General features: G+C 58.7%; 20 protein-coding genes. 7 read left to right on the plus strand and 13 right to left on the minus strand.

Annotated elements, in window-relative coordinates:
• Nucleotides 1-100: 100 nt before the first annotated feature.
• From adk to K5I40_RS12950, 3 genes are all read left to right on the plus strand, one after another.
• The gene (gene adk / locus K5I40_RS12940) at nucleotides 101-745 is read left to right on the plus strand and encodes an adenylate kinase (RefSeq protein WP_039032414.1); all 645 of its coding nucleotides are present in this window, start codon (nucleotides 101-103) and stop codon (nucleotides 743-745) included.
• Nucleotides 746-870: 125 nt separating this feature from the next.
• Complete coding sequence (gene hemH / locus K5I40_RS12945; protein WP_223074680.1) at nucleotides 871-1,833, plus strand: ferrochelatase; 963 nt, start codon at nucleotides 871-873, stop codon at nucleotides 1,831-1,833.
• A gap of 62 nt (nucleotides 1,834-1,895) precedes the next feature.
• Nucleotides 1,896-3,200, plus strand: coding sequence for an inosine/guanosine kinase (locus K5I40_RS12950; protein ID WP_039032416.1), 1,305 nt, complete (start codon nucleotides 1,896-1,898; stop codon nucleotides 3,198-3,200).
• A 106-nt stretch (nucleotides 3,201-3,306) separates the two neighbouring features.
• Here K5I40_RS12950 and ybaL read toward each other — a convergent pair whose 3' ends face one another.
• Complete coding sequence (gene ybaL / locus K5I40_RS12955) at nucleotides 3,307-4,983, minus strand: YbaL family putative K(+) efflux transporter (protein WP_039032417.1); 1,677 nt, start codon at nucleotides 4,981-4,983, stop codon at nucleotides 3,307-3,309.
• 234 nt (nucleotides 4,984-5,217) lie between these two features.
• A complete protein-coding gene (locus K5I40_RS12960; RefSeq protein WP_039032418.1) occupies nucleotides 5,218-6,423 on the minus strand; it encodes an MFS transporter in 1,206 nt (401 codons plus the stop codon).
• A 162-nt stretch (nucleotides 6,424-6,585) separates the two neighbouring features.
• Between K5I40_RS12960 and ushA the strand changes: the two genes are divergently transcribed.
• The gene (gene ushA, locus K5I40_RS12965; RefSeq protein ID WP_223074681.1) at nucleotides 6,586-8,238 is read left to right on the plus strand and encodes a bifunctional UDP-sugar hydrolase/5'-nucleotidase UshA; all 1,653 of its coding nucleotides are present in this window, start codon (nucleotides 6,586-6,588) and stop codon (nucleotides 8,236-8,238) included.
• A gap of 157 nt (nucleotides 8,239-8,395) precedes the next feature.
• Here ushA and ybaK read toward each other — a convergent pair whose 3' ends face one another.
• The 3 genes from ybaK to copA form a co-directional block, all read right to left on the minus strand.
• Nucleotides 8,396-8,875: a Cys-tRNA(Pro)/Cys-tRNA(Cys) deacylase YbaK gene (gene ybaK / locus K5I40_RS12970; protein WP_039032420.1), complete on the minus strand. Its 480-nt coding sequence runs from the start codon at nucleotides 8,873-8,875 to the stop codon at nucleotides 8,396-8,398.
• A 200-nt stretch (nucleotides 8,876-9,075) separates the two neighbouring features.
• Nucleotides 9,076-9,870: a TraB/GumN family protein gene (locus tag K5I40_RS12975; RefSeq protein ID WP_223074682.1), complete on the minus strand. Its 795-nt coding sequence runs from the start codon at nucleotides 9,868-9,870 to the stop codon at nucleotides 9,076-9,078.
• Between the two features lie 76 nt (nucleotides 9,871-9,946).
• Nucleotides 9,947-12,445, minus strand: coding sequence for a copper-exporting P-type ATPase CopA (gene copA / locus K5I40_RS12980; protein WP_223074683.1), 2,499 nt, complete (start codon nucleotides 12,443-12,445; stop codon nucleotides 9,947-9,949).
• Between the two features lie 107 nt (nucleotides 12,446-12,552).
• Between copA and cueR the strand changes: the two genes are divergently transcribed.
• Nucleotides 12,553-12,963 carry a Cu(I)-responsive transcriptional regulator gene (gene cueR, locus K5I40_RS12985; RefSeq protein ID WP_223074684.1) on the plus strand — a complete coding sequence of 137 codons (411 nt, stop codon included), beginning with the start codon at nucleotides 12,553-12,555 and terminating at the stop codon, nucleotides 12,961-12,963.
• On the opposite strand, the gene K5I40_RS12990 is transcribed toward cueR, so the two are convergent.
• The 8 genes from K5I40_RS12990 to tesA form a co-directional block, all read right to left on the minus strand.
• Nucleotides 12,960-13,676 (minus strand): DUF3142 domain-containing protein, encoded by a 717-nt coding sequence (locus K5I40_RS12990; protein WP_139564458.1) that lies wholly within the window; start codon nucleotides 13,674-13,676, stop codon nucleotides 12,960-12,962. The genes cueR and K5I40_RS12990 overlap by 4 nt on opposite strands.
• Complete coding sequence (locus K5I40_RS12995) at nucleotides 13,646-15,790, minus strand: hypothetical protein (protein ID WP_223074685.1); 2,145 nt, start codon at nucleotides 15,788-15,790, stop codon at nucleotides 13,646-13,648. Before K5I40_RS12995 ends, K5I40_RS12990 begins: the two co-directional genes overlap by 31 nt.
• A 16-nt stretch (nucleotides 15,791-15,806) precedes the next feature.
• On the minus strand, nucleotides 15,807-16,265 hold the full coding sequence (locus tag K5I40_RS13000; RefSeq protein WP_223074686.1) for an NfeD family protein: 459 nt from the start codon (nucleotides 16,263-16,265) through the stop codon (nucleotides 15,807-15,809).
• Complete coding sequence (locus tag K5I40_RS13005; RefSeq protein ID WP_039032427.1) at nucleotides 16,262-17,176, minus strand: SPFH domain-containing protein; 915 nt, start codon at nucleotides 17,174-17,176, stop codon at nucleotides 16,262-16,264. The genes K5I40_RS13000 and K5I40_RS13005 overlap by 4 nt, the downstream gene beginning before the upstream one ends.
• 177 nt (nucleotides 17,177-17,353) lie before the next feature.
• Nucleotides 17,354-18,208 carry a hypothetical protein gene (locus K5I40_RS13010; RefSeq protein WP_223074687.1) on the minus strand — a complete coding sequence of 285 codons (855 nt, stop codon included), beginning with the start codon at nucleotides 18,206-18,208 and terminating at the stop codon, nucleotides 17,354-17,356.
• A gap of 297 nt (nucleotides 18,209-18,505) precedes the next feature.
• A complete protein-coding gene (locus K5I40_RS13015) occupies nucleotides 18,506-19,360 on the minus strand; it encodes a co-chaperone YbbN (protein ID WP_223074688.1) in 855 nt (284 codons plus the stop codon).
• Between the two features lie 57 nt (nucleotides 19,361-19,417).
• Nucleotides 19,418-20,227, minus strand: a complete 810-nt coding sequence (locus K5I40_RS13020) for an SDR family oxidoreductase (protein ID WP_138369695.1) — start codon at nucleotides 20,225-20,227, stop codon at nucleotides 19,418-19,420.
• Nucleotides 20,217-20,840 carry a multifunctional acyl-CoA thioesterase I/protease I/lysophospholipase L1 gene (tesA, locus tag K5I40_RS13025; protein ID WP_176556541.1) on the minus strand — a complete coding sequence of 208 codons (624 nt, stop codon included), beginning with the start codon at nucleotides 20,838-20,840 and terminating at the stop codon, nucleotides 20,217-20,219. The genes K5I40_RS13020 and tesA overlap by 11 nt, the downstream gene beginning before the upstream one ends.
• On the opposite strand from tesA, the gene ybbA reads away from it, so the two are divergent.
• Both ybbA and ybbP read left to right on the plus strand, forming a co-directional pair.
• On the plus strand, nucleotides 20,811-21,497 hold the full coding sequence (gene ybbA / locus K5I40_RS13030) for a putative ABC transporter ATP-binding protein YbbA (protein ID WP_039032596.1): 687 nt from the start codon (nucleotides 20,811-20,813) through the stop codon (nucleotides 21,495-21,497). The genes tesA and ybbA overlap by 30 nt on opposite strands.
• A complete protein-coding gene (ybbP, locus tag K5I40_RS13035; protein WP_223074689.1) occupies nucleotides 21,494-23,908 on the plus strand; it encodes a putative ABC transporter permease subunit YbbP in 2,415 nt (804 codons plus the stop codon). Before ybbA ends, ybbP begins: the two co-directional genes overlap by 4 nt.
• Nucleotides 23,909-24,077: the final 169 nt, after the last annotated feature.

Raw genomic sequence — 24,077 nt, forward strand, 5'->3', positions numbered from 1 at the left:
ACCGTTTCAGCCGCCCCGCCTTCCTTGAGCGATACCCGTTCTGATGGTATTGTTTAGCGCTTTTTGAAAAATTGAATCGACTTTTGAGGGGATTTTCGCAATGCGTATTATTCTGCTTGGCGCTCCGGGCGCGGGTAAAGGAACTCAGGCTCAGTTCATCATGGAGAAATACGGTATTCCGCAAATCTCTACGGGTGACATGCTGCGTGCCGCTGTTAAATCTGGCTCCGAGCTGGGTAAACAGGCGAAAGACATTATGGACGCCGGCAAGCTGGTGACCGACGAGCTGGTTATCGCTCTGGTTAAAGAACGCATTTCCCAGGAAGACTGCCGTAACGGTTTCCTGCTGGACGGCTTCCCGCGCACCATTCCTCAGGCTGATGCTATGAAAGAAGCGGGCATCAACGTGGACTACGTGCTGGAGTTCGACGTACCTGACGAGCTGATCGTTGACCGTATCATCGGTCGTCGCGTACACGCCGCTTCCGGCCGCGTTTACCACGTTAAGTTCAACCCACCGCAGGTGGAAGGTAAAGACGACGTGACCGGCGAAGAGCTGACCACCCGTAAAGACGATCAGGAAGAGACCGTGCGTAAGCGCCTGGTGGAATACCATCAGATGACCGCGCCGCTGATCGGCTACTACACCAAAGAAGCGCAGGCGGGTAACACCAAATACGCGAAAGTTGACGGCACCAAAGCCGTTGCTGATGTTCGTGCAGAGCTGGAAAAGATCCTCGGCTAATCGCGCGTCTCTCACCCGGGTCCTCCGGGTGAGAAAATTTCTCATTTCGTCTATCGCAGCAATGGGTTCCGTTTACGCGCTTTTCAGATACACTTATCAGCCAGTTAAATGGTTATGAGGCGTGAATGAGTCAGGCGAAAACCGGCATCCTGCTTGCCAATCTAGGTACCCCCGAAGCCCCAACACCCGCAGCGGTCAGCCGTTATCTGCGCCAGTTTCTGAGCGATACACGCGTTGTGGATACCCCGCGCGTGCTGTGGTGGCCGCTACTGCGCGGCGTGATTTTACCGATCCGTTCTCCGCGCGTGTCAAAACTCTATCAGTCCGTCTGGATGGAGGAGGGCTCGCCGCTGATGGTCTACAGCCGTCGCCAGGAGAAAGCGCTGGCCGCCCGTCTGCCGGATATGCCGGTGGCGCTGGGCATGAGCTACGGTAAACCGTCCCTGAAAAGCGCCGTCGATGACCTGCTGGCGCAGGGCGTTGACCACATCAAAGTGCTGACGCTCTATCCGCAATACTCCTGCTCCACCGTGGCCGCGGTCTGGGATGAACTGGCCCGCATTCTGGCAACACGCCGCCGTATTCCAGGCGTAACCTTTATTCGCGACTACGCGGATAACGAGCTGTACATCAAGGCCCTCGCCAGCAGCGCCCGCGCGTCCTTTGAGAAACACGGCGAGCCGGATCTGCTGCTGCTCTCCTACCACGGTATTCCGCAGCGATTCGCCGACGAAGGGGATGATTACCCGCAACGCTGTCGCGACACCACCCGGGAGCTGGTTTCCGCCCTCGGCCTGCCGCCGGAGAAGGTGATGATGACCTTCCAGTCGCGCTTTGGCCGCGAGCCGTGGCTGACCCCCTATACCGATGAAACCCTCAAAATGCTGGGCGAGAAGGGAGTGAAGCATATTCAGGTGATGTCGCCGGGCTTTGCGGCGGACTGCCTGGAAACCCTGGAAGAGATCGCGGTGCAAAACCGTGAGTTTTTCCTCGAAGCGGGCGGCACAAAGTATGAGTATATTCCGGCGCTTAACGACGACCCGGAGCATATCGATATGATGGTCTCTCTGCTGACCAACAGCCGCTGATCGCACTCTGAGCCGGGTTTGTGCTACCATTCCCGGCCCATCCGTCACTCATAGCCCAGAACATGAAATTTCCCGGTAAACGTAAATCTAAACACTACTTTCCCGTTAACGCCCGCGATCCGCTGCTGCAGCAAATTCAGCCGGAAAATGAGACCAGTGCCGCCTGGGTGGTAGGCATCGATCAGACGCTGGTGGATATTGAAGCTAAAGTGGACGATGCGTTTGTCGCGCGTTACGGCCTGAGCGCCGGGCACTCTCTGGTTATTGAAGACGATGTGGCGGAAGCGCTGTATCAGGAGCTGGTGAGGGAGAACCTCATCACCCATCAGTTTGCCGGTGGCACCATCGGCAACACCATGCACAACTACTCCGTGCTGGCGGACGACCGCTCCGTCCTGCTGGGCGTGATGTGCAGCAATATCGAAATTGGCAGCTACGCCTACCGCTATCTCTGCAATACCTCCAGCCGTACCGATCTGAATTACCTGCAGGGCGTGGACGGGGCAATTGGCCGCTGTTTCACGCTGATCGGGGAATCCGGCGAACGTACCTTTGCCATCAGCCCGGGGCACATGAACAAACTACGCGCCGAGAGCATTCCGGAAGAGGTGATTGCCGGGGCATCAGCGCTGGTGCTGACCTCCTACCTGGTGCGCTGCAAGCCGGGCGAGCCGATGCCGGAAGCGACCATGAAGGCCGTTGAGTATGCGAAGAAATACAACGTACCGGTGGTTCTGACCCTGGGCACTAAATTTGTCATCGCCGACAACCCGGAGTGGTGGCAGGCGTTCCTGAAAGAGCACGTCTCGATTCTGGCGATGAACGAAGAAGAGGCCGAAGCCCTGACCGGGGAGAGCGATCCGCTGCTGGCCTCTGACAAGGCGCTGGACTGGGTCGACCTGGTGCTCTGCACCGCCGGACCGGTAGGCTTGTATATGGCCGGTTTCACCGAAGAAGAGGCGAAGCGTAAAACCCAGCATCCGCTGCTGCCGGGGGCGATTGCCGAGTTCAACCAGTTTGAGTTCAGCCGCGCCATGCGCCATAAAGACTGCGTCACTCCCCTGCGTATCTTCTCCCATATCGCCCCGTACATGGGCGGCCCGGAGAAGATCATGAACACCAACGGCGCAGGCGACGGCGCGCTGGCCGCCCTGCTGCACGATATCACCGCTAACGCCTTCCACCGCACCAACGTGCCGAACTCCAGCAAGCACAAGTTTAACTGGCTGACCTACTCGTCGCTGGCGCAGGTGTGTAAGTACGCGAACCGCGTGAGCTATCAGGTGCTGAACCAGCATTCACCGCGCTTAACGCGCGGCCTGCCGGAGCGGGAAGATAGCCTGGAAGAGTCATACTGGGATCGGTAAAAGAAAACCCCTCACCCTAACCCTCTCCCCATAGGGGAGAGGGAACTCAAACACCCTCTCCCCTATGGGGAGAGGGCCGGGGTGAGGGGCCCAGGCCGCACAAGTTTTACCCCGTCACCGTCGCTTCAACCGGCGGTTTCTCCAGCAGCGACAGCATGGTATTGGCAATCTCGCGTTCGCCCATCACCACCTGATTCGCGCCGCGCTCCATAATGTAATCCACTTCGTCGTCGTAATGCGCCCGGGCGATAATCTCCAGGTGCGGGTATTTTTCACGGGCGGAGACCACGATCTCACCGGCCTCGTAACCGTTAGGGATAGTCAACAGCAGCCAGCGGGCGCAATCCAGATGCGCCAGATTCATAATCTCTTCGTTAGCCGCGTTCCCCAGCACCGCGCGGATCCCGCGCTCGCGCAGCTCATCCACGCGGGTGCGGGAGGTTTCAATCACCACCAGCGGAATGCCCTGGGCCATCAGCTTCTCGCCCAGCAGGCTCCCGACGCGGCCAAAACCGACCAGCAGGGCGTGGTTGCAGATATCCACCGGGATCTGCTTCTCTTCTTCGATCGCCTCTTCCAGGGTCTGCTCTTCGAGGGTTTCGGTTTTATCGAGGTATTTTTCCAGCAGCGCGAACAGCACCGGGTTCAGCATAATGGAGAGGATAGCCCCTGCCAGCACCAGGTTTTGCCCGGCCTGCGGCAGCAGATCCAGCGCCATGCCCAGTCCGGCGAGGATAAAGGCAAACTCACCAATCTGAGCAAGGCTGGCGGCGATGGTCAGCGCGGTACGCGGCGAGTGACCAAACATGCGCACCAGGAAGAAAGCCGCCACCGACTTACCAAAGATAATGATCGCCAGGGTGCCCAGCACCGCCAGCGGCTGCTCAATCAGCACCAGCGGATTGAACAGCATCCCGACCGAGACAAAGAACAGCACCGCAAAGGCATCGCGCAGGGGCAGGGTATCGTGGGCAGCACGGTGGCTCAGTTCCGATTCGTTCAGCACCATCCCGGCAAAGAAGGCGCCCAGCGCGAAGGAGACGTCGAAGAGTTCCACGGCGCCAAAGGCAATCCCCAGCGCCAGCGCCAGTACCGCGAGGGTAAACAGCTCGCGCGAGCCGGTCGCCGCGCTGCGGGAGAGGATCCACGGCACCAGGCGGCGGCCCACCAGCATCATAATGGCGATAAAGGCCACCACTTTGCCGATGGTGATACTCATATCCAGCGCCAGGGAGGCGAACCCGACGTTTTCTTTTTCGAGCATTCCGGCGACAGCAGGCAGCAACACCAGGGTTAAGACCATCACCAGATCTTCAACAATCAGCCAGCCAATGGCGATCTGCCCCCGCTGGCTGTCAATCAGCTGTCTCTCTTCAAGCGCGCGCAGCAGCACCACGGTACTGGCGGTGGAAAGACACAGGCCGAACACGATGCCGGTCATTAGCGGCCAGCCCAGCATCGCTGAAAGCGCCATACCCAGCAACGTCGCCACGGCTATCTGGGCGATCGCGCCGGGAATGGCGATGGACTTTACCGCCATCAAATCCTTCAGGGAGAAATGCAAACCCACACCGAACATCAGCAGGATCACCCCAAGCTCCGCCAGCTCGGGGGCAAGTTTCGTATCAGCAACAAAACCAGGGGTAAACGGACCAGCTAACACGCCCGCCACTAAATAGCCCACCAGAGGGGAAATACGCAGTTTGTTGGCAATCATGCCGAGTATAAAAGCGAGTACAAGTCCACCAACAATGGTGGTGATAAGCGGTGTGGCGTGGTGCATTCCGTCTCCTTTCGTTGCTGTATGACTCCATTTTTGGTTCGTAAACCAAAAAGCCGTGTAATAGTTTATGACAAAATTAATGATTACGTTTATGAATAATTATTGAATTTTAATGAAAACAGCAATAAGGGTTAAACGGACGTACATCCGGACGATTTATCAGAGGTGTGGTGAAGAAAGGCTGATGGCAGAAGGGAAGGGCGCGGCCAAAGCTGTAGTTTGGCCGCAGATAAATCAGGATTTATGCCGGTTATCAGGCAGGAATATAGTCAACATCCCAAGAAGTGGCAGGAAAGCGCAGATTTTGTAGACCAGGAAGATGCTGGTATGGTCTGCAATCAGCCCTAATACCGCCGCGCCAAGGCCGCCCATCCCGAAGGCAAAACCAAAAAACAGCCCGGAAACCATGCCGATACGCCCCGGAAGCAGCTCCTGAGCGTACACCAGAATGGCAGAAAAAGCGGATGCGAGGATAAAACCAATGATCACGGTTAAAACGCCCGTCCACCACAGGGTTGCGTAGGGTAAAATAAGCGTGAAGGGCGCAACACCGAGGATAGAGCCCCAAATCACATATTTACGTCCGATTTTGTCCCCCAGCGGCCCACCAATAAAGGTTCCGGCTGCGACGGCAAACAGGAACGCGAACAGGTGAAACTGGGCGTTTTGTACCGATAGTCCGAATTTTTCCATCAGATAAAAGGTGTAATAGCTGCTGATACTCGCCATATAGAAGTATTTGGAGAAAATCAGCATCAGCAGGATGCTGACGGCCAGAATCACCTTGTTGCGTGGCAGGGGATTTATCACCGGCGCTTTTGGTTTGCCTTTATTGACCCGGTGCTGAGCCGCATACCAGCGGCTGATTTGCGCCAGCACCACAATCGCTAACAGCGCCGCCAGCACAAACCAGGCCACGTTGCCTTTGCCGTACGGGGCGATAATCACCGCCGCCAGCAGCGGACCGAGGGAGCTGCCGAAGTTGCCGCCCACCTGGAACAGCGACTGTGCCAGACCGTGACGGCCACCGGAGGCCATTCGCGCCACGCGGGACGACTCCGGATGGAAGACCGACGAGCCGGTGCCCACCAGGGCGGCTGCCACCAGCACCCCTTCAAAGCTGCCCGCCATCGCCAGCAGGATCAGGCCGCTCAGGGTAAAGCACATGCCAATCGGCAGCGACCACGGCATCGGATATTTATCCGTCCAGTAGCCCACCACCGGTTGCAGCAGCGACGACGCCAGCTGGAAGGTGAGGGTGATCATGCCGATCTGCACGAAGGTGAGAGAGAACTCGGACTGCAGTAACGGGTAGATCGCCAGAATAAGCGACTGGATCATATCGTTAAGCAGATGCGAAAGACTGATTGCGCCGAGAATACCGAATGAGGTGCGGGCCTTAGCCGCCGACACCGGAGGAGTAGATTCGCTGATTGCCATAAATACCACGTCGATTGTTATTGGAAGTGCAGGGAGTAATTATTATCTGACTAACATACCTGTCCCTGACATTTGAGGAAAGTCGCAATTCTGAAAACATATTTGTCTATTCTGATGACTCATTGTAATTTTTGCGTTTGTCTAAGATCAGGGAGTGAAGAAATGAAGTTAATGAAGCGAGGCGTCGCGCTGGCAATTATAGCGGCGTGCGGTCTGCTCAGCCTGCCAGCCCAGGCCTGGGAAAAAGATAAAACCTATAACATCACCATCCTGCATACTAACGATCATCACGGCCACTTCTGGCGCAGCGAATACGGTGAATATGGCCTCTCGGCGCAGAAATCGCTGGTGGACGGGATCCGTAAAGAGGTGGCGGCAAAAGGCGGCAGCGTGCTGCTGCTCTCCGGCGGCGATATTAATACCGGCGTGCCGGAATCCGATCTACAGGACGCAGAACCCGACTTTCGCGGCATGAATCTGATTGGCTACGATGCGATGGCCGTCGGCAACCATGAGTTTGATAATCCCATCGAAGTATTACGCCAGCAGGAGAAGTGGGCCAAATTCCCGTTCCTCTCCGCCAATATTTACCAGAAAAGCACCGGCGAGCGCTTATTTAAGCCCTGGGCCATTTTCAAACGCCAGGATATTAAAATTGCGGTGGTGGGGCTGACCACCGACGACACGGCGAAAATCGGCAACCCGGAATATTTTACCGACATCGAATTCCGTAAACCGGCCGACGAAGCGAAGCTGGTGATCCAGGAGCTGCAGCAGAACGAAAAACCGGACGTGATTATCGCCACCACCCACATGGGGCACTACGATAACGGCGAGCACGGCTCGAACGCGCCGGGTGATGTTGAGATGGCGCGCAGCCTGCCGGCGGGCTCGCTGGCGATGATTGTGGGCGGTCACTCCCAGGATCCGGTCTGCATGGCGTCGGAAAATAAAAAGCAGGTGGATTACGTGCCAGGCACGCCGTGCGCGCCGGACAAGCAGAACGGGATCTGGATTGTGCAGGCCCACGAGTGGGGCAAATATGTGGGCCGCGCGGACTTCGAATTCCGCAACGGCGAGATGAAGCTGGTGCACTACCAGCTGATCCCGGTCAACCTGAAGAAGAAGGTCACTTACGATAACGGCCAGAGCGAGCGCGTGCTCTATACTCCGGAAATTGCGGAAAACCCACAGATGCTCTCTCTGCTGACGCCGTTCCAGAATAAAGGCAAGGCGCAGCTGGACGTGAAGATTGGCACGCTCAACGGCCGACTGGAAGGCGATCGCAGCAAGGTGCGCTTCGTGCAGACCAACATGGGGCATCTGATCCTGGCCGCGCAGATGGCGCGCACCGGTGCCGATTTTGCGGTGATGAGCGGCGGCGGGATCCGCGACTCCATCGAAGGCGGGGACATCACCTATAAAGATGTGCTGAAGGTGCAGCCGTTCGGCAACGTGCTGGTGTATGTCGATATGAGCGGCAAAGAGGTGACAGACTATCTGACGGCGGTGGCGCAGATGAAACCGGACTCCGGAGCCTATCCACAGTTTGCCAACGTGAGCTTTGTGGCGAAGGGCGGGGTGCTGAGCGACCTGAAGATCAAGGGCGAACCGGTCGATCCGGCCAAAACCTACCGGATGGCGACGTTAAGCTTTAACGCCACCGGCGGCGATGGTTATCCGCATATCGATAATAAACCGGGCTATGTGAATACCGGCTTTATCGACGCCGAGGTGCTCAAGCAGTACATCCAGCAGAACTCACCGCTGGATGTGAATGCCTATGAACCGCAGGGTGAGGTGAGCTGGCAGTAACCGCCGTAAGTGCCGGGTGGCGGCTTCGCCTTACCCGGCCTACGAGGTAAAAGCAAAACGGTAACGCCCGTTACCGTTTTTGATGTTTGCGCCCTCTCCCGGTGGGAGAGGGACGGGGTGAGGGCACCAGGCCGCACAGCCCCTGCCCGGCAATGCCTTAATCCCGGCGCGCAATATCCGCAAACTGCGCATCCAGCATTTTCGCCAGATCGCTCGCCGAAAGTTCAATGTCCAGCCCGCGCTTGCCGCCGGAAATGTAGATTGTGTCAAACCCCTGTGAGGGCGCATCAATCAGCGTCGGCAGACGCTTCTTCTGCCCCAGCGGGCTGATCCCACCTACCAGGTACCCCGTGGTGCGTTGCGCAACCATCGGGTCCGCCATATCCACTTTTTTCGCGCCCAGCGCTTTGGCGACCTTCTTGAGATCCAGCTGGCTGGCAACCGGCGTCACCGCCACGGCGAGGTGTTTCATGTCGCCATTCACCGCGACCAGCAACGTTTTATAAACCTGGTCCGCATTCAGACCCAGTTTACGCACCACTTCATCACCAAAATTGGTTTCAGCCGGATCGTGGTCGTAGCTGTGGATCCGAAACGCAATCTTGTTTTTTTCGAGTAATTTAACGGCGGGAGTCATAGCAATCCTTCTTAGCCCGGACAATAAACGCCTTAAGAATACGCCTCAAAAGAGGCTAAAAAATAGCACCATCTTGCGCATATAGTGTTGGCAGTGATGGTCACTTTGAGCGACAATCTTCTGAACCGGAGGTCTCCTCCGGCATAATAACAATGATGAAATTCCTCTTTGACGGGCCAATAGAAATATTGGCCACTTTTTTATCTCAGCAACGACGGCAAATTTCCCTCGCCGTACAGATGCAATGCCCCAACCGCCACCACATACCGTCCGGCAGGCAGCGCGTGCAGCTTTTCGCACCACGCCTGATTGCGCTCGTGCATCAGCACGTCATACAGCGATTCGCTGAACGTGGCCGGAAGCGCCAGCCGGTCAACGGCAGGGGGCGAATCCAGCCACCAGCTCACCATGGTTTGCAGCAGCCGGGCATTGGTGTGCCAGTGGGTTAGCGTATCTTCCAGCAGCAGCAAACCGTCGTTTGGCATCTGGCGCAGCAGCGCAATCTGGCTGGCGGCACCCTCCAGTTCGATAACCGGCAACTGCTGCGCGCGTGCGGCATTCAGCAATTGATAGTCGATGCCGTAATCGCCCCGTAATCCCAGCCGCTGCGCCTGGGTGGCCTGCAACACCATCGCGATCTGCCATAGCGGCTGGCTCTCGAGCATCGAGACAGATAAGCCAAGCTCGTCGGCAACCTGCTGCAGTTCAGCCAGTTGCGTAGCGCTGAGACGCTCCTCCAGCGGAGGTGGTATCGCAAGCCCGGCGAAAGGCGACTCGTCCCCGGAGATATCCGCTTCGACGATCAGCGCGTCGGCCTGACGCAGTCGGCTAATCAGCCCCTCGGGCAACGGAGACATATCTCGCGTCCCCATATGGATGCTGCCGACCAGATGCAGATGCTGTCCGCCGGGAAGGGTGATATCGAGTCCAGGCCAGCGATAGCGGCGGGGAAAAAGGGCGCGAAACGATGCTTTCAGACGTTGAAACAGACCCATACGCGCTCCCTGAATGAAAAATTCATGCTAGCGCGTGGGGCAGGGCGGCGCAAGACGTCCTTGTCCTGCAACAGCCTCAGGCTTTAGGTTTAAAGCGCAACAGGCGGTTAGCGTTGCTCACCACGGTAATAGAGGAGAGGGCCATGGCGGCACCGGCCACTACCGGGTTCAGCAGCGTGCCGGTCAGCGGCCATAAGATCCCGGCGGCGATGGGAATACCAAAGGCGTTATAGATAAAGGCCCCCAGCAGATTTTGCTTCATGTTGCGCAACGTCGCTTTCGAGATGGCAAGCGCGTCGGCCACTCCGGTCAGGCTGTGGCGCATCAGGGTGATGGCTGCCGTTTCGATGGCGACATCGCTCCCGCCGCCCATGGCGATGCCCACATCCGCCTGCGCCAGCGCCGGGGCGTCGTTGATGCCGTCGCCAATCATCGCCACGCGGCGTCCCTGGCCCTGCAGTTTGATAATCGCATCCGCTTTGCCATCCGGCAGCACGCCGGCGATCACCTCATCGATACCCGCTTCCCGGGCGATAGCCTGGGCGGTGGTGGCGTTATCGCCGGTGAGCATCACCAGACGATAGCCTTCCCGGTGCAGGCGTTGCAGGGCAGCCACGCTGTCAGCGCGTAATGGATCGCGAATGGCAAACAGCGCCGCAGCCTGTCCGTCGACCGCCAGAAGCACCGGGGTTGCCCCCTGTGAAGCCCAGGTTTGCAGCTGCTCGTCCAGCGCACGGGTATCAATGCCGTTTTCTGCGAGCAGCGCCTGGTTACCCAGCAGCAGGGTGCGATTATCCACCTCACCGCTGACCCCAAGCCCGCGCAGGGTGCGGAAGTTATTCATCTGCGGTAATGCGTTGCCCGCTTTCTCCAGAATCGCCCGGGCCAGCGGATGGCTGGAGCCCTGCTCCAGTGCGCCCGCCAGACTCAGGGCCTCGGCTTCGCTCATCCCCCCCAGGGTATGGACGGCAACCACCTGGGGTTTACCCTCGGTGAGGGTGCCGGTTTTATCAAACACCAGGGTGTCTAAGGTGCTGGCGCGCTGCAGGGCGTCGGCATCACGTACCAGCACGCCCGATTCTGCGGCACGCCCGACACCGGAGATTATCGACATCGGCGTGGCCAGTCCCAGGGCACAAGGGCAGGCGATGATCAGCACCGTGGTGGCGATCACCAGGGTATAGACAATCTGCGGCGCGGGGCCGAAGAAGTACCAGATAGCGGCGCTGAACAGGGCGATACCCACCACCACCGGCACGAAGATGGCAGAGATTTTATCGGCCAGCTTGCCGATCTCCGGCTTGCTGCTCTGGGCCTGGCGCACCATACGAATAATGCGCGACAGCGTGGTGTGGCTGCCGACGGCACTGGCGCGGAACAGCACGCTGCCATCCTGCACGACGGTACCGGCATGAACGCTCTCCCCGTCGCTTTTCTGCTGCGGCACCGGCTCGCCGGTGAGCATCGCTTCGTCAAACCAGGCTTCGCCCTGGGTGATCTCCCCATCCACCGGCACGCGATCTCCGGTGGTCAGGCGCAGGATCATGCCTTCCTGAACCTCTGCCAGCGGCACGCTCTGTTCGCCGTTTTCGGTCACAACCCGGGCGGTAGGCGGCGTTAAGTCGAGTAATCTTTCCAGCGCTTTCGACGAGCGCTGACGGGCCCGGGCTTCCAGCATATGGCCCAGGTTAATCAGGCCGATAATCATCGCGCTGGCTTCATAATAAAGATGGCGCGCTTCCATCGGGAACCACTGCGGCCAGACGTTGACGCTCATTGAGTAGAGCCACGCCGCGCCGGTACCCAGCGCCACCAGCGTGTCCATGGTGGCGGTGCGGTTTTTCAGGCTCTTCCATGCGCTGGTGTAAAAGTGGCCGCCCGCGAAAATCATCACCCCAAGCGTGAGCAGGCCTATTGCCAGCCATAGCGTGCGGTTGTCGTCGGTGACCATCATGTTATCGCCGAGCATTCCCCAGCCCATCACCGGGATGCCCACCAGCAGGGCGACAATCGCCTGCCAGCGAAAACGTTTCATGGTGGCGATGGCGGTCTCCTGCTGGCGCGCCCGGCGTTCGATGTCATCTTCAATCGCCTCGGCGCCATAGCCTGCTTTTTCAACCGCCTGCACTAAATCAGCGGCGGAGGCGCTGCCCATGATCAGCGCAGTGCGCTCCGCCAGATTGACCCGTGCCTGTGCCACACCCGGAACCGCCTGCAGGGCATCCTGAACGCGGGTGACGCAGCTGGCGCAGCTCATGCCATTGATCAACAGCTGCTGGCTGTCATCGCTATCGTGAGCTGCCGGAAGCTCAGAGGGGGCCGCTGTCAGTGCTTCCGACGGAGTTGTTGACGCTGTCAGCGGATCAGCCTTTGGGTGGCTTAACGCCGCACCGTAACCGGCCTGTTTGATGGTGTCGATCAGGGCATCGGCGCTTGCGCTGCCGGTGACAACCGCGTGCTCGATGGTCACATCTGCACTTTCAACGTCCGGGCGTTGCTCCAGACTCTCTTTAACGCGTTTGACACAGTGGCCGCAGGAGAGGCCATCCAGTGTCAGGTCGATGGTTTGAGACATAGGTAAACTCCTTCTAAATCTCCAGCCAGATATTGACCGGAGAGACACTTTCATCTAACTGTTATGAAGGTTAAACCTTCCATCAAGGGGAAGGTCAAGGGGGAAACGTGAATATCAGTGATGTTGCCAAAAAAACCGGCTTAACCAGCAAAGCGATTCGGTTTTACGAAGAGAAAGGGCTGGTGACGCCGCCGCTGCGCAGTGAGAACGGCTACCGGAGCTATACCCAGAAGCACCTCGATGAACTGACGCTGCTGCGCCAGGCGCGACAGGTGGGTTTCAATCTGGAAGAGTGCGGCGACCTGGTGAACCTGTTCAACGATCCCGCGCGCCATAGCGCCGACGTTAAAAGCCGGACGCTGGAGAAGGTGGCGGAGATTGAACGTCATATTGTGGAACTACAGGTGATGCGCGATCAATTGCTGGCCCTGGCGGAGAGCTGTCCGGGGGATGACGGCGCCGACTGTCCGATCATTGATAATCTGTCCGGCTGCTGTCATCGCAAGGCGAAGGCCTAACCGCGGGCCGGGTTGAGCATAAACACCACCGTACCGCGATACCACGGGGATTGTTGCAGCTGCGCTTCGGCCTGCCGATCCCGCTGGCCGTTCTGGACCAGCCCGAGCTTGAATGGAATGCGCAGCCGGGCAAGCGCGGGCAGATAGGCCTGATAGTTGGCCACCGTATGGCGGCCCTGATAGCTCTGGATCACCAGTTCATCCACCGCCAGCGCGTTCAGCGTGGCGACATCCCCGGTTTTTGCCCAGTCCAGCAGCCCGGTGACCCCCAGCGAAAATTCGGCCGGCAGCTGCTGGCGCAACGCCTGCAAAAAGCGGGCGTAGTCCGCCAGCTGGTGGGTGGCCGCATCAAAATCAACCTGCAAACCCACCACCTGATTACCGGCCGCCTGCCAGCGCTGCATCAGGCGGACTATTCTCGGGAAGATCTCAGGCGGTACGTCGAGGGTGGTAAAGCGCACGGTCAGCCAGATTGAGGGAAAGGTCAGGCGGCTGACGGGCAGTCCGAGGCGCTGGAACACCACCTCATTCGGGCGGGCCAGCACCTCTCCCTGATGCAGATAGACCGTTTGCGCCTCCTTCAGCGCATCGCTGGCCTTAACCCCCGACCAGAGCCAGAAGGCCGGGTGCTCGTGCGCGGTAACGATCTCCTGCGCCTGCGCCTGACCGGCCAGCAGCGCGGCTACCAGTAGTATTTGAGTTTTTGTGCCCACGGACTGCCCGGATACTGCGTTTTTAACTGCGTGAACCAGCCTTTGCGCTGGGCTTTGTCCACCTCTGCTCCGCCACATTCGTTATAGCCGGACGGGGCATAGCACATGATGGCCCGATAGAGGGCGTAGCTTTTATCTTCATGCTCCGCCTTTGGCGAGGTGATGACCTGCTGATAGTAACCCTGCCTGTCGAACTGGCCGTAAGGTTCCTTGCGTTGGATCACCGCGCCAAGCAGGCCGTTGCCCGCGCTGTCTTTCCACAGATCGATATGGGTACTGGTCGTGCGGAAGAACTCGCCCAGACAGTTCAGGGCATGGGCATCATTGGCGTTCTGGCTGAGTACCTGCACCGTGTTGTCCAGACTTCGACAGACGTAACCGGCTTCGGCGGCATCGCCGTTCCAGTCGAAAACGCTCAGGTTAACATCGTCAAACGCTTTGCCCACGACCGGAGGCGCTATGGCGCTGGCGAGCTTCCTGTCGGTTAACCAGTCGCTGAAGCGGTTTTCGGTTAAATCACGCACCAACAGCGTGTGCAGCGCAATGGTGCGCTCCTCGTTGTTCGGCCCCTGGCTGGCCTGCTGGCGTAACCGCTCAGGCGAGGCCACCGCTTTCAGCACCTGTGAGCGAAGCCGCAGGTTGGTGACGGCGCTGTCAGGAGCAAAAATTGCTTCTGCGTTGCCGCTAAACACCAGCGTGGCGGCCAGCCTGGCCTGCACATACTGCTGCTGTTCGACATCCTTGCTCAGCTTCAGCAACGTCAGCCAGAAATCACCTGCCGCCAGCCACTGCTTTTGCGCCATCAGCGCGTCGCCGTACAGCACCTGTTCGCTAAAGGCGAGAATGTCGTGCGCCGGGAGTTTTTCCGCTGGCTTAACGGCCTGCAAAATGGCGGCATCGTTGTTTGTCGCCCGCCACAGGTTCAACTGCAGATTACGCCACAGCGCCAGCTTGCCGCTTTTTTCAAACACCGGTTTGCTGCTGTCGAGCACCTGCTGCGTCAGGGTCGGTTTCTCGTCGCTGTTCAGGCGAAGGGCGCGCAGCATTTCGGTATAGCTGACCAGCGGCGCGTCGGGGAATGCCTCCTGCACGGCGCTTACATAGAACTGCATGCCAAAGACATTATCGTATTCGATCACCAGCCCGCGCAGCGCCCCGGCGTCACTGGCCTGCTGGAACCGCTGCTCATACAGCCCCGCCAGCTGCGGCCAGGCCTGCAGATACCAGTTGATACGGCGCAACATGCCGCGCGCGGAATCGGCATAACGCCCCTCCGGCCAGCGCTGAAGATAGACCTGGGCAGCTTTCTGCGCCTGTTCGGCTGCAGAGCGATCGATGCGATCGAGAGTGAAATCGCCGTACTCCCCCGTGCTGTTCTGGCTGCTTTTGTTCAGCGCCGTACGCATCAGCATATAGTGCGCGGTTTCCGCCAGCCACGGGCGATTGCTGTCGATCAATGCGCTAAATGCGCGATCCGCCCCGGCGTAATCCCCGGCATAAAAAAGGGCTGCCCCTGACAGATAGGTTTTGTACTGCACGGCTGTCGATTGTGCCGGAAGAGTCTCCAGAGATGCCGCCAGCTGCTCGTCGGTCGCGCCGGAATAGAGCCCTGAACGCGCCCGGGCCAGGGCATGGCGCTGTTCGGCCGTGAGCGTGTCATCGGCCAGCAGGACGGCAAAAAACTGGCTCACGCTGTCGGCACTGTTCGAGACGAAGCGGTTTTCCAGCTCACCGTCGTTGCGGATCTCAACGGGGTCAAGCTGCAGAGCGGCGAGCTGTTTGCTGAGCGAACTCTCTTCAACCGGTGCTTCCCCTGCGGCGGTGGCAGGTGTCGTTGCGGCATCCCACTCCGGATGATAAGCAAAATAGAAGTCTCGGGAGCGGGTGATATCCGCAGGCGTGGCCTGCACGGGCAGGGCAAAGGATTTTGCTTCGCTCAGCAGGCGCAGCAGGTTGTCGCGGGAATCATTGCCGGGTGTCAGCACCGGGTCGCCTTTCAGCAGGCAATGGTCATCGCTCCATTTACAGTCTTCAATATCAAACGAGGCGTATGCCGGTACGGCACTTGCCAGTAATGCGCTAACGCTCATTGCCAGCGTTGTCTTCCTGACCATTCTGTTAATCCTGTTCTTATCGGGAGAGGGCGCGGATGCGAAGGGTGATCCCCTCGACGGCCACCACTTCAACTTTTGTACCGGCGACAAGGTCGGCATCGGCAATCACCGGCCATGAGCTGTCGCCGACGCGCATATGGCCGCGCCCGTTCACCAGGGCGGTATCCAGCGTAAACTGCATCCCCACCAGCTGTTGTCCACGCTGGTTGAGCCGGGCATCGGCGGGTTTCTGGGCGCGCACCTGGCGTGAGAGCCAGCGCCACCAGAGCCAGGCGGCAATCAGGGTGAGTACCGCGAAAAGCACCCCCTGCCAGGCCCAGTCGAAGGGTAAGATCCACACCAGCAGGCCGGTGATAACGGCCGCCACGCCGCTCCACAGCAGATAGCCGTTGCCGCCGAGCATCTCTGCCGCCAGCAGCAGGCCGCCGAGACTCAGCCAGAAGACGTGCGGATGTGCAGCAATTAACGCGATCATAATTTGCGCTCGTTGCCGCTGTTTTTAATCAGCTCCGCGATCCCGCCGATCGAGCCCATCAGGCTGCTGGCATCCAGCGGCATCATTACCACCTTGCTGTTATCCGCCGAGCCGATGGCCTGCAGCGCTTCGGTGTACTTCTGCGCCACAAAGTAGTTCACCGCCTGGATATCCCCGGCAGCAATCGCCTCCGAAACCATTTTGGTGGCGCGGGCTTCTGCTTCCGCCGAACGTTCACGGGCTTCGGCCTGCAGGAAGGCAGACTGGCGTTCGCCTTCGGCTTTAAGGATCTGCGACTGTTTTTCCCCTTCGGCTTTGAGGATCTCCGCCTGGCGCACCCCTTCGGCCTCCAGAATGTAGGCGCGCTTGGTTCGCTCGGCCTTCATCTGGGCGTTCATCGAGGTGATCAACTCTGCTGGCGGGCGCACATCACGGATCTCAATACGCGTGACTTTAATGCCCCACGGGTTGGTGGCTTCGTCGACGATGTGCAGCAGGCGGGTATTGATGCTGTCGCGCTGGGAGAGCATTTCGTCCAGCTCCATCGAGCCCAGCACGGTTCGGATATTGGTCATCGTGAGGTTGATGATGGCTAACTCAAGGTTGCTCACCTCGTAGGCGGCTTTCGGGGCGTCAATCACCTGAATAAAGCACACCGCGTCGATGGTCACGTTGGCGTTATCCCGGGAGATGACCTCCTGCGACGGGATATCGAGCACCTGTTCCATCATATTGATCTTGCGGCCAATGCGGTCCATAAACGGCACGACCAGGCTTAACCCCGGCTGCAGCGTATTGGTGTAACGACCAAAACGCTCAACCGTCCACTGGTAGCCCTGCGGAACAATTTTGACGCCAGCGGCGACGATCACCAGCGCCACGAAGATGAGAATAGGGATGACGATGAACATGTAAAACCTCCTGTTTTGTATTCCATGTTGCGATAACAATTGTTCGTTTGTTGCCCATTAGTATATCGGCAAACAGGGGGAAATTCGCCTTGAATCAACGAGCCGGGCAGGGTCCAGACGTAAAAAAGCCCCGCTAAAAATAGCAGGGCGACGGGGTTTTTAGTCGGCAGCGGCAGGTCAGGCGTCGGGATGGGTGTAAGCGAAGTCAGAGATGTACTGCTCGCCCGCTTCGTTGATTGCCCGTGACAGCCCGGCATAGTATTTTTCCAGGCCAATGGCTTCAATCTGCTGCAGCTGTTCGCGCACCGGGGCGCAGAACAGACCGGCATTACCGGCTTCGACGCGCTTATTGTTAGGCGGCAGATCGCCGGTGATCGCTTTGAACCAGGTGCGGATCCCCTGTTTGAGGTTATTTGGCGCTTTTGACAGGTTATCGATACCGGTCAGCACCTGCAGGGTCGGGAACTGATCCTCTGCCACGGCGCTTTTCAGGCGGTCAAAGAACTGGCTGAACAGCTCAAAGGAGCCCAGTTCGATGATTTTCGGCTTCGTTGTTTTACCGTTTTTATTGCCGATTTTGCTCGCGGCAGGAGTCGTGGACGGCACGATACCTGTCTTATGCAAGTCTAATCCGAAGAGCAGATTGCAGTGGGCACGACGCTCTTTCAGCGGGTAAGACATCAGCACTTCGATAAACTTCGTCGCCATCACATCCGACAGCTTATGGTTGATCAGCCACTGCGAGCGGGAAAAGTCTGCCGGGGAGACAAACCATTCCGGAACCTCGTCGTAGCGCTTCGATTTACCTTTCCCATCAAATTCAATGAAGTGCGTGCCGTTGTCGAAAGCGAATTTGCAATTTTTAAAGCTGCCAATAGTGGTATTAACGATCAACGCTTTTTTTACGAAATCAACGACTTCAGGGCCAATAACAAAACTGGTTTCTGCCGAGGAGTGGATGACTTGCATTAATGTTTCTACATTAGGAACACCCGGCTTAAGGGAGGTGAACTCATAAAAGATATGTGTCATGCCGCATACTTCCTATAGTTAAAAGCGAGCCATTTTTATCGCGAAAAAGTTTAACATCTCCCGCAAGATGAGGCTATTAGCACCGCGTGCGGGAGTTTTGCGCCGATCACAAATGGAAAATAAAGGTTACTGCAGGCGGGCTATCCGTTCAGAAGCGTGGACATGCTAAAGACTATATTTTACATCGTTAAAGACTCATTAACTTTTTTCAAAATAAAGCATTAGAAAGACTTAACGAACGCTAGCGGCAGATATAAAAAAGCCGCCATAACGGCGGCTCCAGTATTTTCTCAACGATCAGTACAGCAGAGCGTAAAGCTTACGGCGATAGGAGGAGGCCAGGGAGTCACCCGTGCCGAGTGCCGCCAGAATGTCCTGGAACGTTTTACGCGCCTGGCCGTCAGCCGCAGCCAGATCGGTTTTGAGATGGCTGAACAGCAGTTCCAGCGCTTCTTCGTTACGACCTACCTGATGCAGCTGCAGTGCAAGCTGGCTGGCCAGCGCCGCGTCGCCAGGGTTGTTGGCCACCTGCTGTTGCAGTTGCTGAATTTCCGGCGTATCCGCGGCTTTCTTCAGCAGTTCAATCTGCGCCATCAGCCCCTGGTAGCGGGTATCCTGATCCTGAAGTGGGATAGTTTTCAGCACCACTTCGGCGTCTTCAGAACGCTTTAAGACAATCAGCGTTTCCGCCAGCAGCAGGCCGGTTTCGCTGTTCTGACCGGAAAGCTGCCACGCCTCTTTCAGCAGCGGCAGGGCGTCGTCATGCTTGCCTTCGGCCATCAGTGCCGCCGCCTGCTGCGCTTTCAGCTCATCTTCGCGCGGTAGCACTTTATCCAGCAGGGCGCGGATCGCCTCTTCCGGCTGCGGGCCCTGGAAGCCATCCACCGGCTGACCGTTCTGGAACAGATAGACCGTCGGAATGGCGCGCAGGCCAAACTGCGAGGCGATCATCTGCTCGGCGTCGCAGTCGAGCTTCGCCAGAATAAACTGACCATTGTACTGGGCGGCCAGCTTCTCAAGGACCGGGGTCAGTTCCAGACAGTGCTGACTCCGCTCAGACCAGAAGTAGAACAGCACCGGTTTGGTCATCGACTGTTCAAGGGTCTGGTGCAGGTTTGCTTCGGTAATGTTGACAATATTCTGTACGGACATGCGGCATTCTCGATTATGAGTTTCTGTTTACATGGGGGCGTGACGCGTGGCTTCAACTCAGCCCTGTAAAATTTTGTCCATCATCCGGCCCGGCAGCAGGCGCTTCAGCAGGCCGACGGCGTGGGTCACCAGCGTGACCGGATAACGCATTTTGGGGTTTTTGCTCTCAAAAGCATGGCGCACTTTGGCGACCACCGCCTCCGGCCCCAGCGTAAAACGTGCGGCAATGCCGGGATTTTCCACCGGCTTGTCGGCCTGGGTTTGATTGACGTTGTCGGTAAAGCGGGTGCGGATAGGGCCCGGTTCAATCAGGCTCACCTTGATTCCGCTGTGGCGCAGCTCCATGCGCAGTGCATCCGACCAGGCTTCCAGCGCATATTTGCTGGCGGCGTATGCCCCGCGACCCGGCGTGGAGATGAGCCCCATCACCGAGGAGGTCATCACAATCCGGCCCTCGCCGTGCGGCAACATGGCGGGCAGCAGGCGCATGGTAAGCTGATGGACGCCAAAAAAATTGGCCGAAAACTGCTGTTCAAGCTGCTGGCGCGTAATAGTCTGCAGCGGGCCGTAAACGCCAAATCCGGCGTTGTTAAACAGCCCATACAGGCGATTACCGGTCAGGGCGATCACTTCATCGGCGGCGCGTTCAATGCTTTCTGCACAATCCAGATCCAGCAGCACGCCGGCAAAACCCATGTTGTTCATCCGTTCAACGTCTTCGGGTTTGCGGCAGGCGGCCAGCACCCAGAATCCCTGACGCTTCAGTTCAAGGGCGCTTTCAAAGCCAATTCCGCTGGAACATCCTGTTATTAAGACCGATTTTTGCATAACTTTACCTGTCAGGATCTCCGCTGAATTACGAGTCATGTTTAACTAAAGGAGCCAGCCGGGTTGCCATCCAGTCTGCGATAAACGGCTGGGCGTCCCGATTGGGGTGAATACCGTCGTCCTGCATCCACTGCGGTTTCAGGTAGACCTCTTCCATAAAAAAGGGCAGCAGCGGAACATCGAACTCTTTGGCGAGCTTCGGATATATCGCGCTGAAGGCTTCATTATACCGACGACCATAGTTAGCAGGCAGGCGAATTTGCATCAGCATCGGCTGGGCGTTGGCGGCGCGGATATCCTGCAAAATTTTGCGCAGGGTCTGCTCCGTCTGCTGCGGCTGGAAACCGCGCAGGCCGTCATTGCCGCCAAGCTCCACCAGCACCCAGCGCGGCTGATGCTGTTTCAACAGGGCAGGCAGACGGGAAAGTCCCTGCTGGGAGGTGTCGCCGCTGATGCTGCCGTTGACGACCGTCGTTTTGCTCTGCCATTTATCGTTCAGCAGCGCAGGCCAGGCGGCACTGGCCGCCATCCGGTAGCCAGCGCTCAGGCTGTCACCCAGAATTAATAGCGTGTCCGCCGCCGCGGCGCGAAATGAGAACAGAATCAAAAACAGGAAGGGCAAATGCCAGCGGAAAACATTGTTGAAGTTCATCATCTTAAGAAGTCCGTGGGTCAGGGGGAGCACGAGCTTTCCATCCTTACCGGAGTTGAACTCATTGTCAAACGCGGGCAGAGCATCGCCCTGATTGGTGAATCGGGTTCGGGCAAATCCACGCTGCTGGCGATCCTCGCCGGTCTGGATGACGGCAGCAGCGGTGAGGTCAACCTGGTCGGCCAGCCCCTGCATGCGTTGGATGAAGAGGCGCGCGCCGCCCTGCGGGCAAAGCACATTGGTTTTGTTTTTCAGTCGTTTATGCTGATCCCGACCCTTAACGCGCTGGAGAACGTTGAGCTGCCGGGGCTGCTGCGCGGCGAGAATACCGCCCACAGCCGGGAGAGCGCCAGGGCGCTGCTGGAACAGCTGGGGCTGGGTAAACGCCTCGATCACCTTCCGGCGCAGCTCTCCGGCGGCGAGCAGCAGCGCGTGGCGCTGGCCCGTGCGTTCAATGGCCGCCCGGATGTGCTGTTTGCCGACGAACCCACCGGTAACCTCGATCGCCAGACCGGGGACAAAATTGCCGATCTGCTGTTCTCGCTTAACCGCGAGCACGGCACCACGCTGATCCTCGTCACCCACGATCCGCAACTGGCTGCCCGCTGCGATCGCCGCCTGCGCCTGGTGAATGGCGAATTGCAGGAGGAAGCATGATTACCCGCTGGTTCTGGCGCGAATGGCGCTCCCCCTCGCTGCTGATCGTCTGGCTGGCGTTAAGCCTGGCGGTGGCCTGCGTGCTGGCGCTCGGCAGCGTCAGCGATCGCATGGAAAAGGGGCTCAGCCAGCAAAGCCGTGAGTTTATGGCCGGAGATCGCACGCTGCGCAGCTCCCGCGAGGTACCCCAGGCGTGGCTTGAGGAGGCGAGAAAAGAGGGGCTGAAGGTCAGCGAGCAGTTGAGCTTCCAGACCATGACCTTTGCCGCCGATACGCCGCAGCTGGCAAGCGTAAAGGCCGTCGATGATATTTACCCGATGTACGGCGAGCTACAAACCAACCCGCCGGGCCTCAAGCCCGCGCCGGGGACGGTGTTGCTGGCCTCGCGCCTGATGGCGCTGCTGAATCTGAAAACCGGCGACAGCATTGACGTCGGGGATGCCACACTGAAAATCGCCGGAGAGGTGATTCAGGAGCCGGATTCCGGCTTCAACCCCTTCCAGATGGCGCCGCGCCTGCTGATGAACACCGCAGATGTCGCCAAAACCGCGGCGGTACAGCCCGGGAGTCGCGTCACCTGGCGCATTAAGTTTGGCGGTACGCCCGCCCAGTTGAGCACCTATGAAAAATGGCTGCTGCCGCAGCTGAAGGCGGAGCACCGCTGGTCCGGAATGGAGCAGGAGGATGGCGCGCTCGGCAAGTCGCTGGAGCGTTCCCAGCAGTTCCTGCTGCTGTCGGCGCTGTTAACGCTGCTGCTGGCGGTCGCGGCGGTGGCGGTGGCCATGGGCCACTACTGCCGCAGTCGCTACGACCTGGTGGCGATCCTCAAAACCCTCGGCGCGGGCAGGGCACAGCTGCGCAAACTGATTGTCGGCCAGTGGCTGATGGTGCTTACCCTTTCTGCTGTCACCGGCGGGGCGATGGGGCTGCTGTTCGAGAAGGTGCTGATGGTGCTGCTCAGGCCGGTGCTGCCCGCCGCGCTGCCGCCTGCCAGCCTGTGGCCGTGGCTGTGGGCGATTGGGGCCATGACCGTTATCTCCCTGCTGGTGGGGCTGCGCCCTTATCGCCTGCTGCTGGCGACGCAGCCGCTGCGCGTCCTGCGCCGCGACGTGGTGGCCAGCGTCTGGCCGCTGAAATATTATATTCCGGCGATTGTGGTGCTGGTGGTGGTGCTCCTCGCCTGGCTGATGGGCGGCAGCATGTTGCTGTGGGCGGTGCTGGCCGGGGCCGTGGTGCTGGCGCTGCTCTGCGGCGTGCTGGGCTGGATGCTGCTCAGCGTGCTTAAGGGGCTGACGGTAAAATCCCTGCCGGTGCGTCTGGCGGTGAATCGCCTGCTGCGCCAGCCGTGGTCAACCCTCAGCCAGCTGTCGGCCTTCTCGCTGTCGTTTATGCTGCTGGCTTTGCTGCTGGTGCTGCGCGGCGACCTGCTGGATCGCTGGCAACAGCAGCTCCCGCCCGAAAGCCCGAACTACTTCCTGATTAACATCGCCCCGGAGCAGGTGACGCCGCTGAAGACGTTCCTCTCGGAGCATCAGATTATCCCCGAGTCCTACTATCCCATCGTGCGGGCGCGTCTGACCCGGATTAACGGCCAGTCTACCGAGGGTAATAAAGATGAATCCCTTAACCGCGAGCTGAACCTGACCTGGCAGGATAAACGCCCGGATCATAACCCCATCACCGCCGGAACCTGGCCGCCAGGCGCGGGGGAAGTGTCAATGGAAGAGGGGCTGGCAAAACGCCTGAACGTCGCCCTGGGAGATACGGTGACCTTTACCGGCGATACCCAGGACTTCAGCGCTAAAGTCACCAGCCTGCGCAAGGTTGACTGGGAGAGCCTGCGGCCAAACTTCTTCTTCATCTTCCCTTCCGGGGCGCTGGACGGACAGCCCCAGAGCTGGCTGACCAGCTTCCGCTGGGAGAACGGCAACGGCATGCTCACCCAGCTTAACCGCGAGTTCCCGACCATCAGCCTGCTGGATATCGGCGCGATCCTCAAGCAGGTCGGGCAGGTGCTGGAGCAGGTAAGTCGGGCGCTGGAGGTGATGGTGGTTCTGGTGACGATCTGCGGCGTGCTGCTTTTGCTGGCGCAGGTGCAGGTCGGGATGCGTCAGCGCCATCAGGAGCTGGTGGTTTATCGCACCCTGGGCGCCGGTAAAAAACTGCTGCGCACCACGCTCTGGAGCGAGTTCGCCCTGCTGGGACTGGTGGCTGGCCTGGTGGCGGCCATCGGGGCCGAAACCGCGCTGGCGGTGCTGCAAACCCGGGTGTTCGACTTCCCGTGGGAGCCTGACTGGCGGCTGTGGGTGATCCTGCCGCTCAGCGGCGCGGTGATGCTCTCGCTGTGCGGCGGCTGGCTGGGGGCCCGGCTACTTAAGGGCAAAGCCCTGTTCCGCCAGTTCTCCGGTTAATCCCTTTCCGTAATCATCGCGCACCGGTTTTTATATCGGTGCGTGATGTCTTAGTAGCATAAAAAGATAAAACACTGAGTATTAGTGGCACAAATCATTAAAAACCGGACAACACGGACAGATAAATCCTGGTTAATATTCACCTGCCAAATAAATGGCAGTGTGTCTA

This window comes from Leclercia sp. LTM14 (genome assembly GCF_023736175.1).
Lineage (GTDB): Bacteria > Pseudomonadota > Gammaproteobacteria > Enterobacterales > Enterobacteriaceae > Enterobacter > Enterobacter barmai.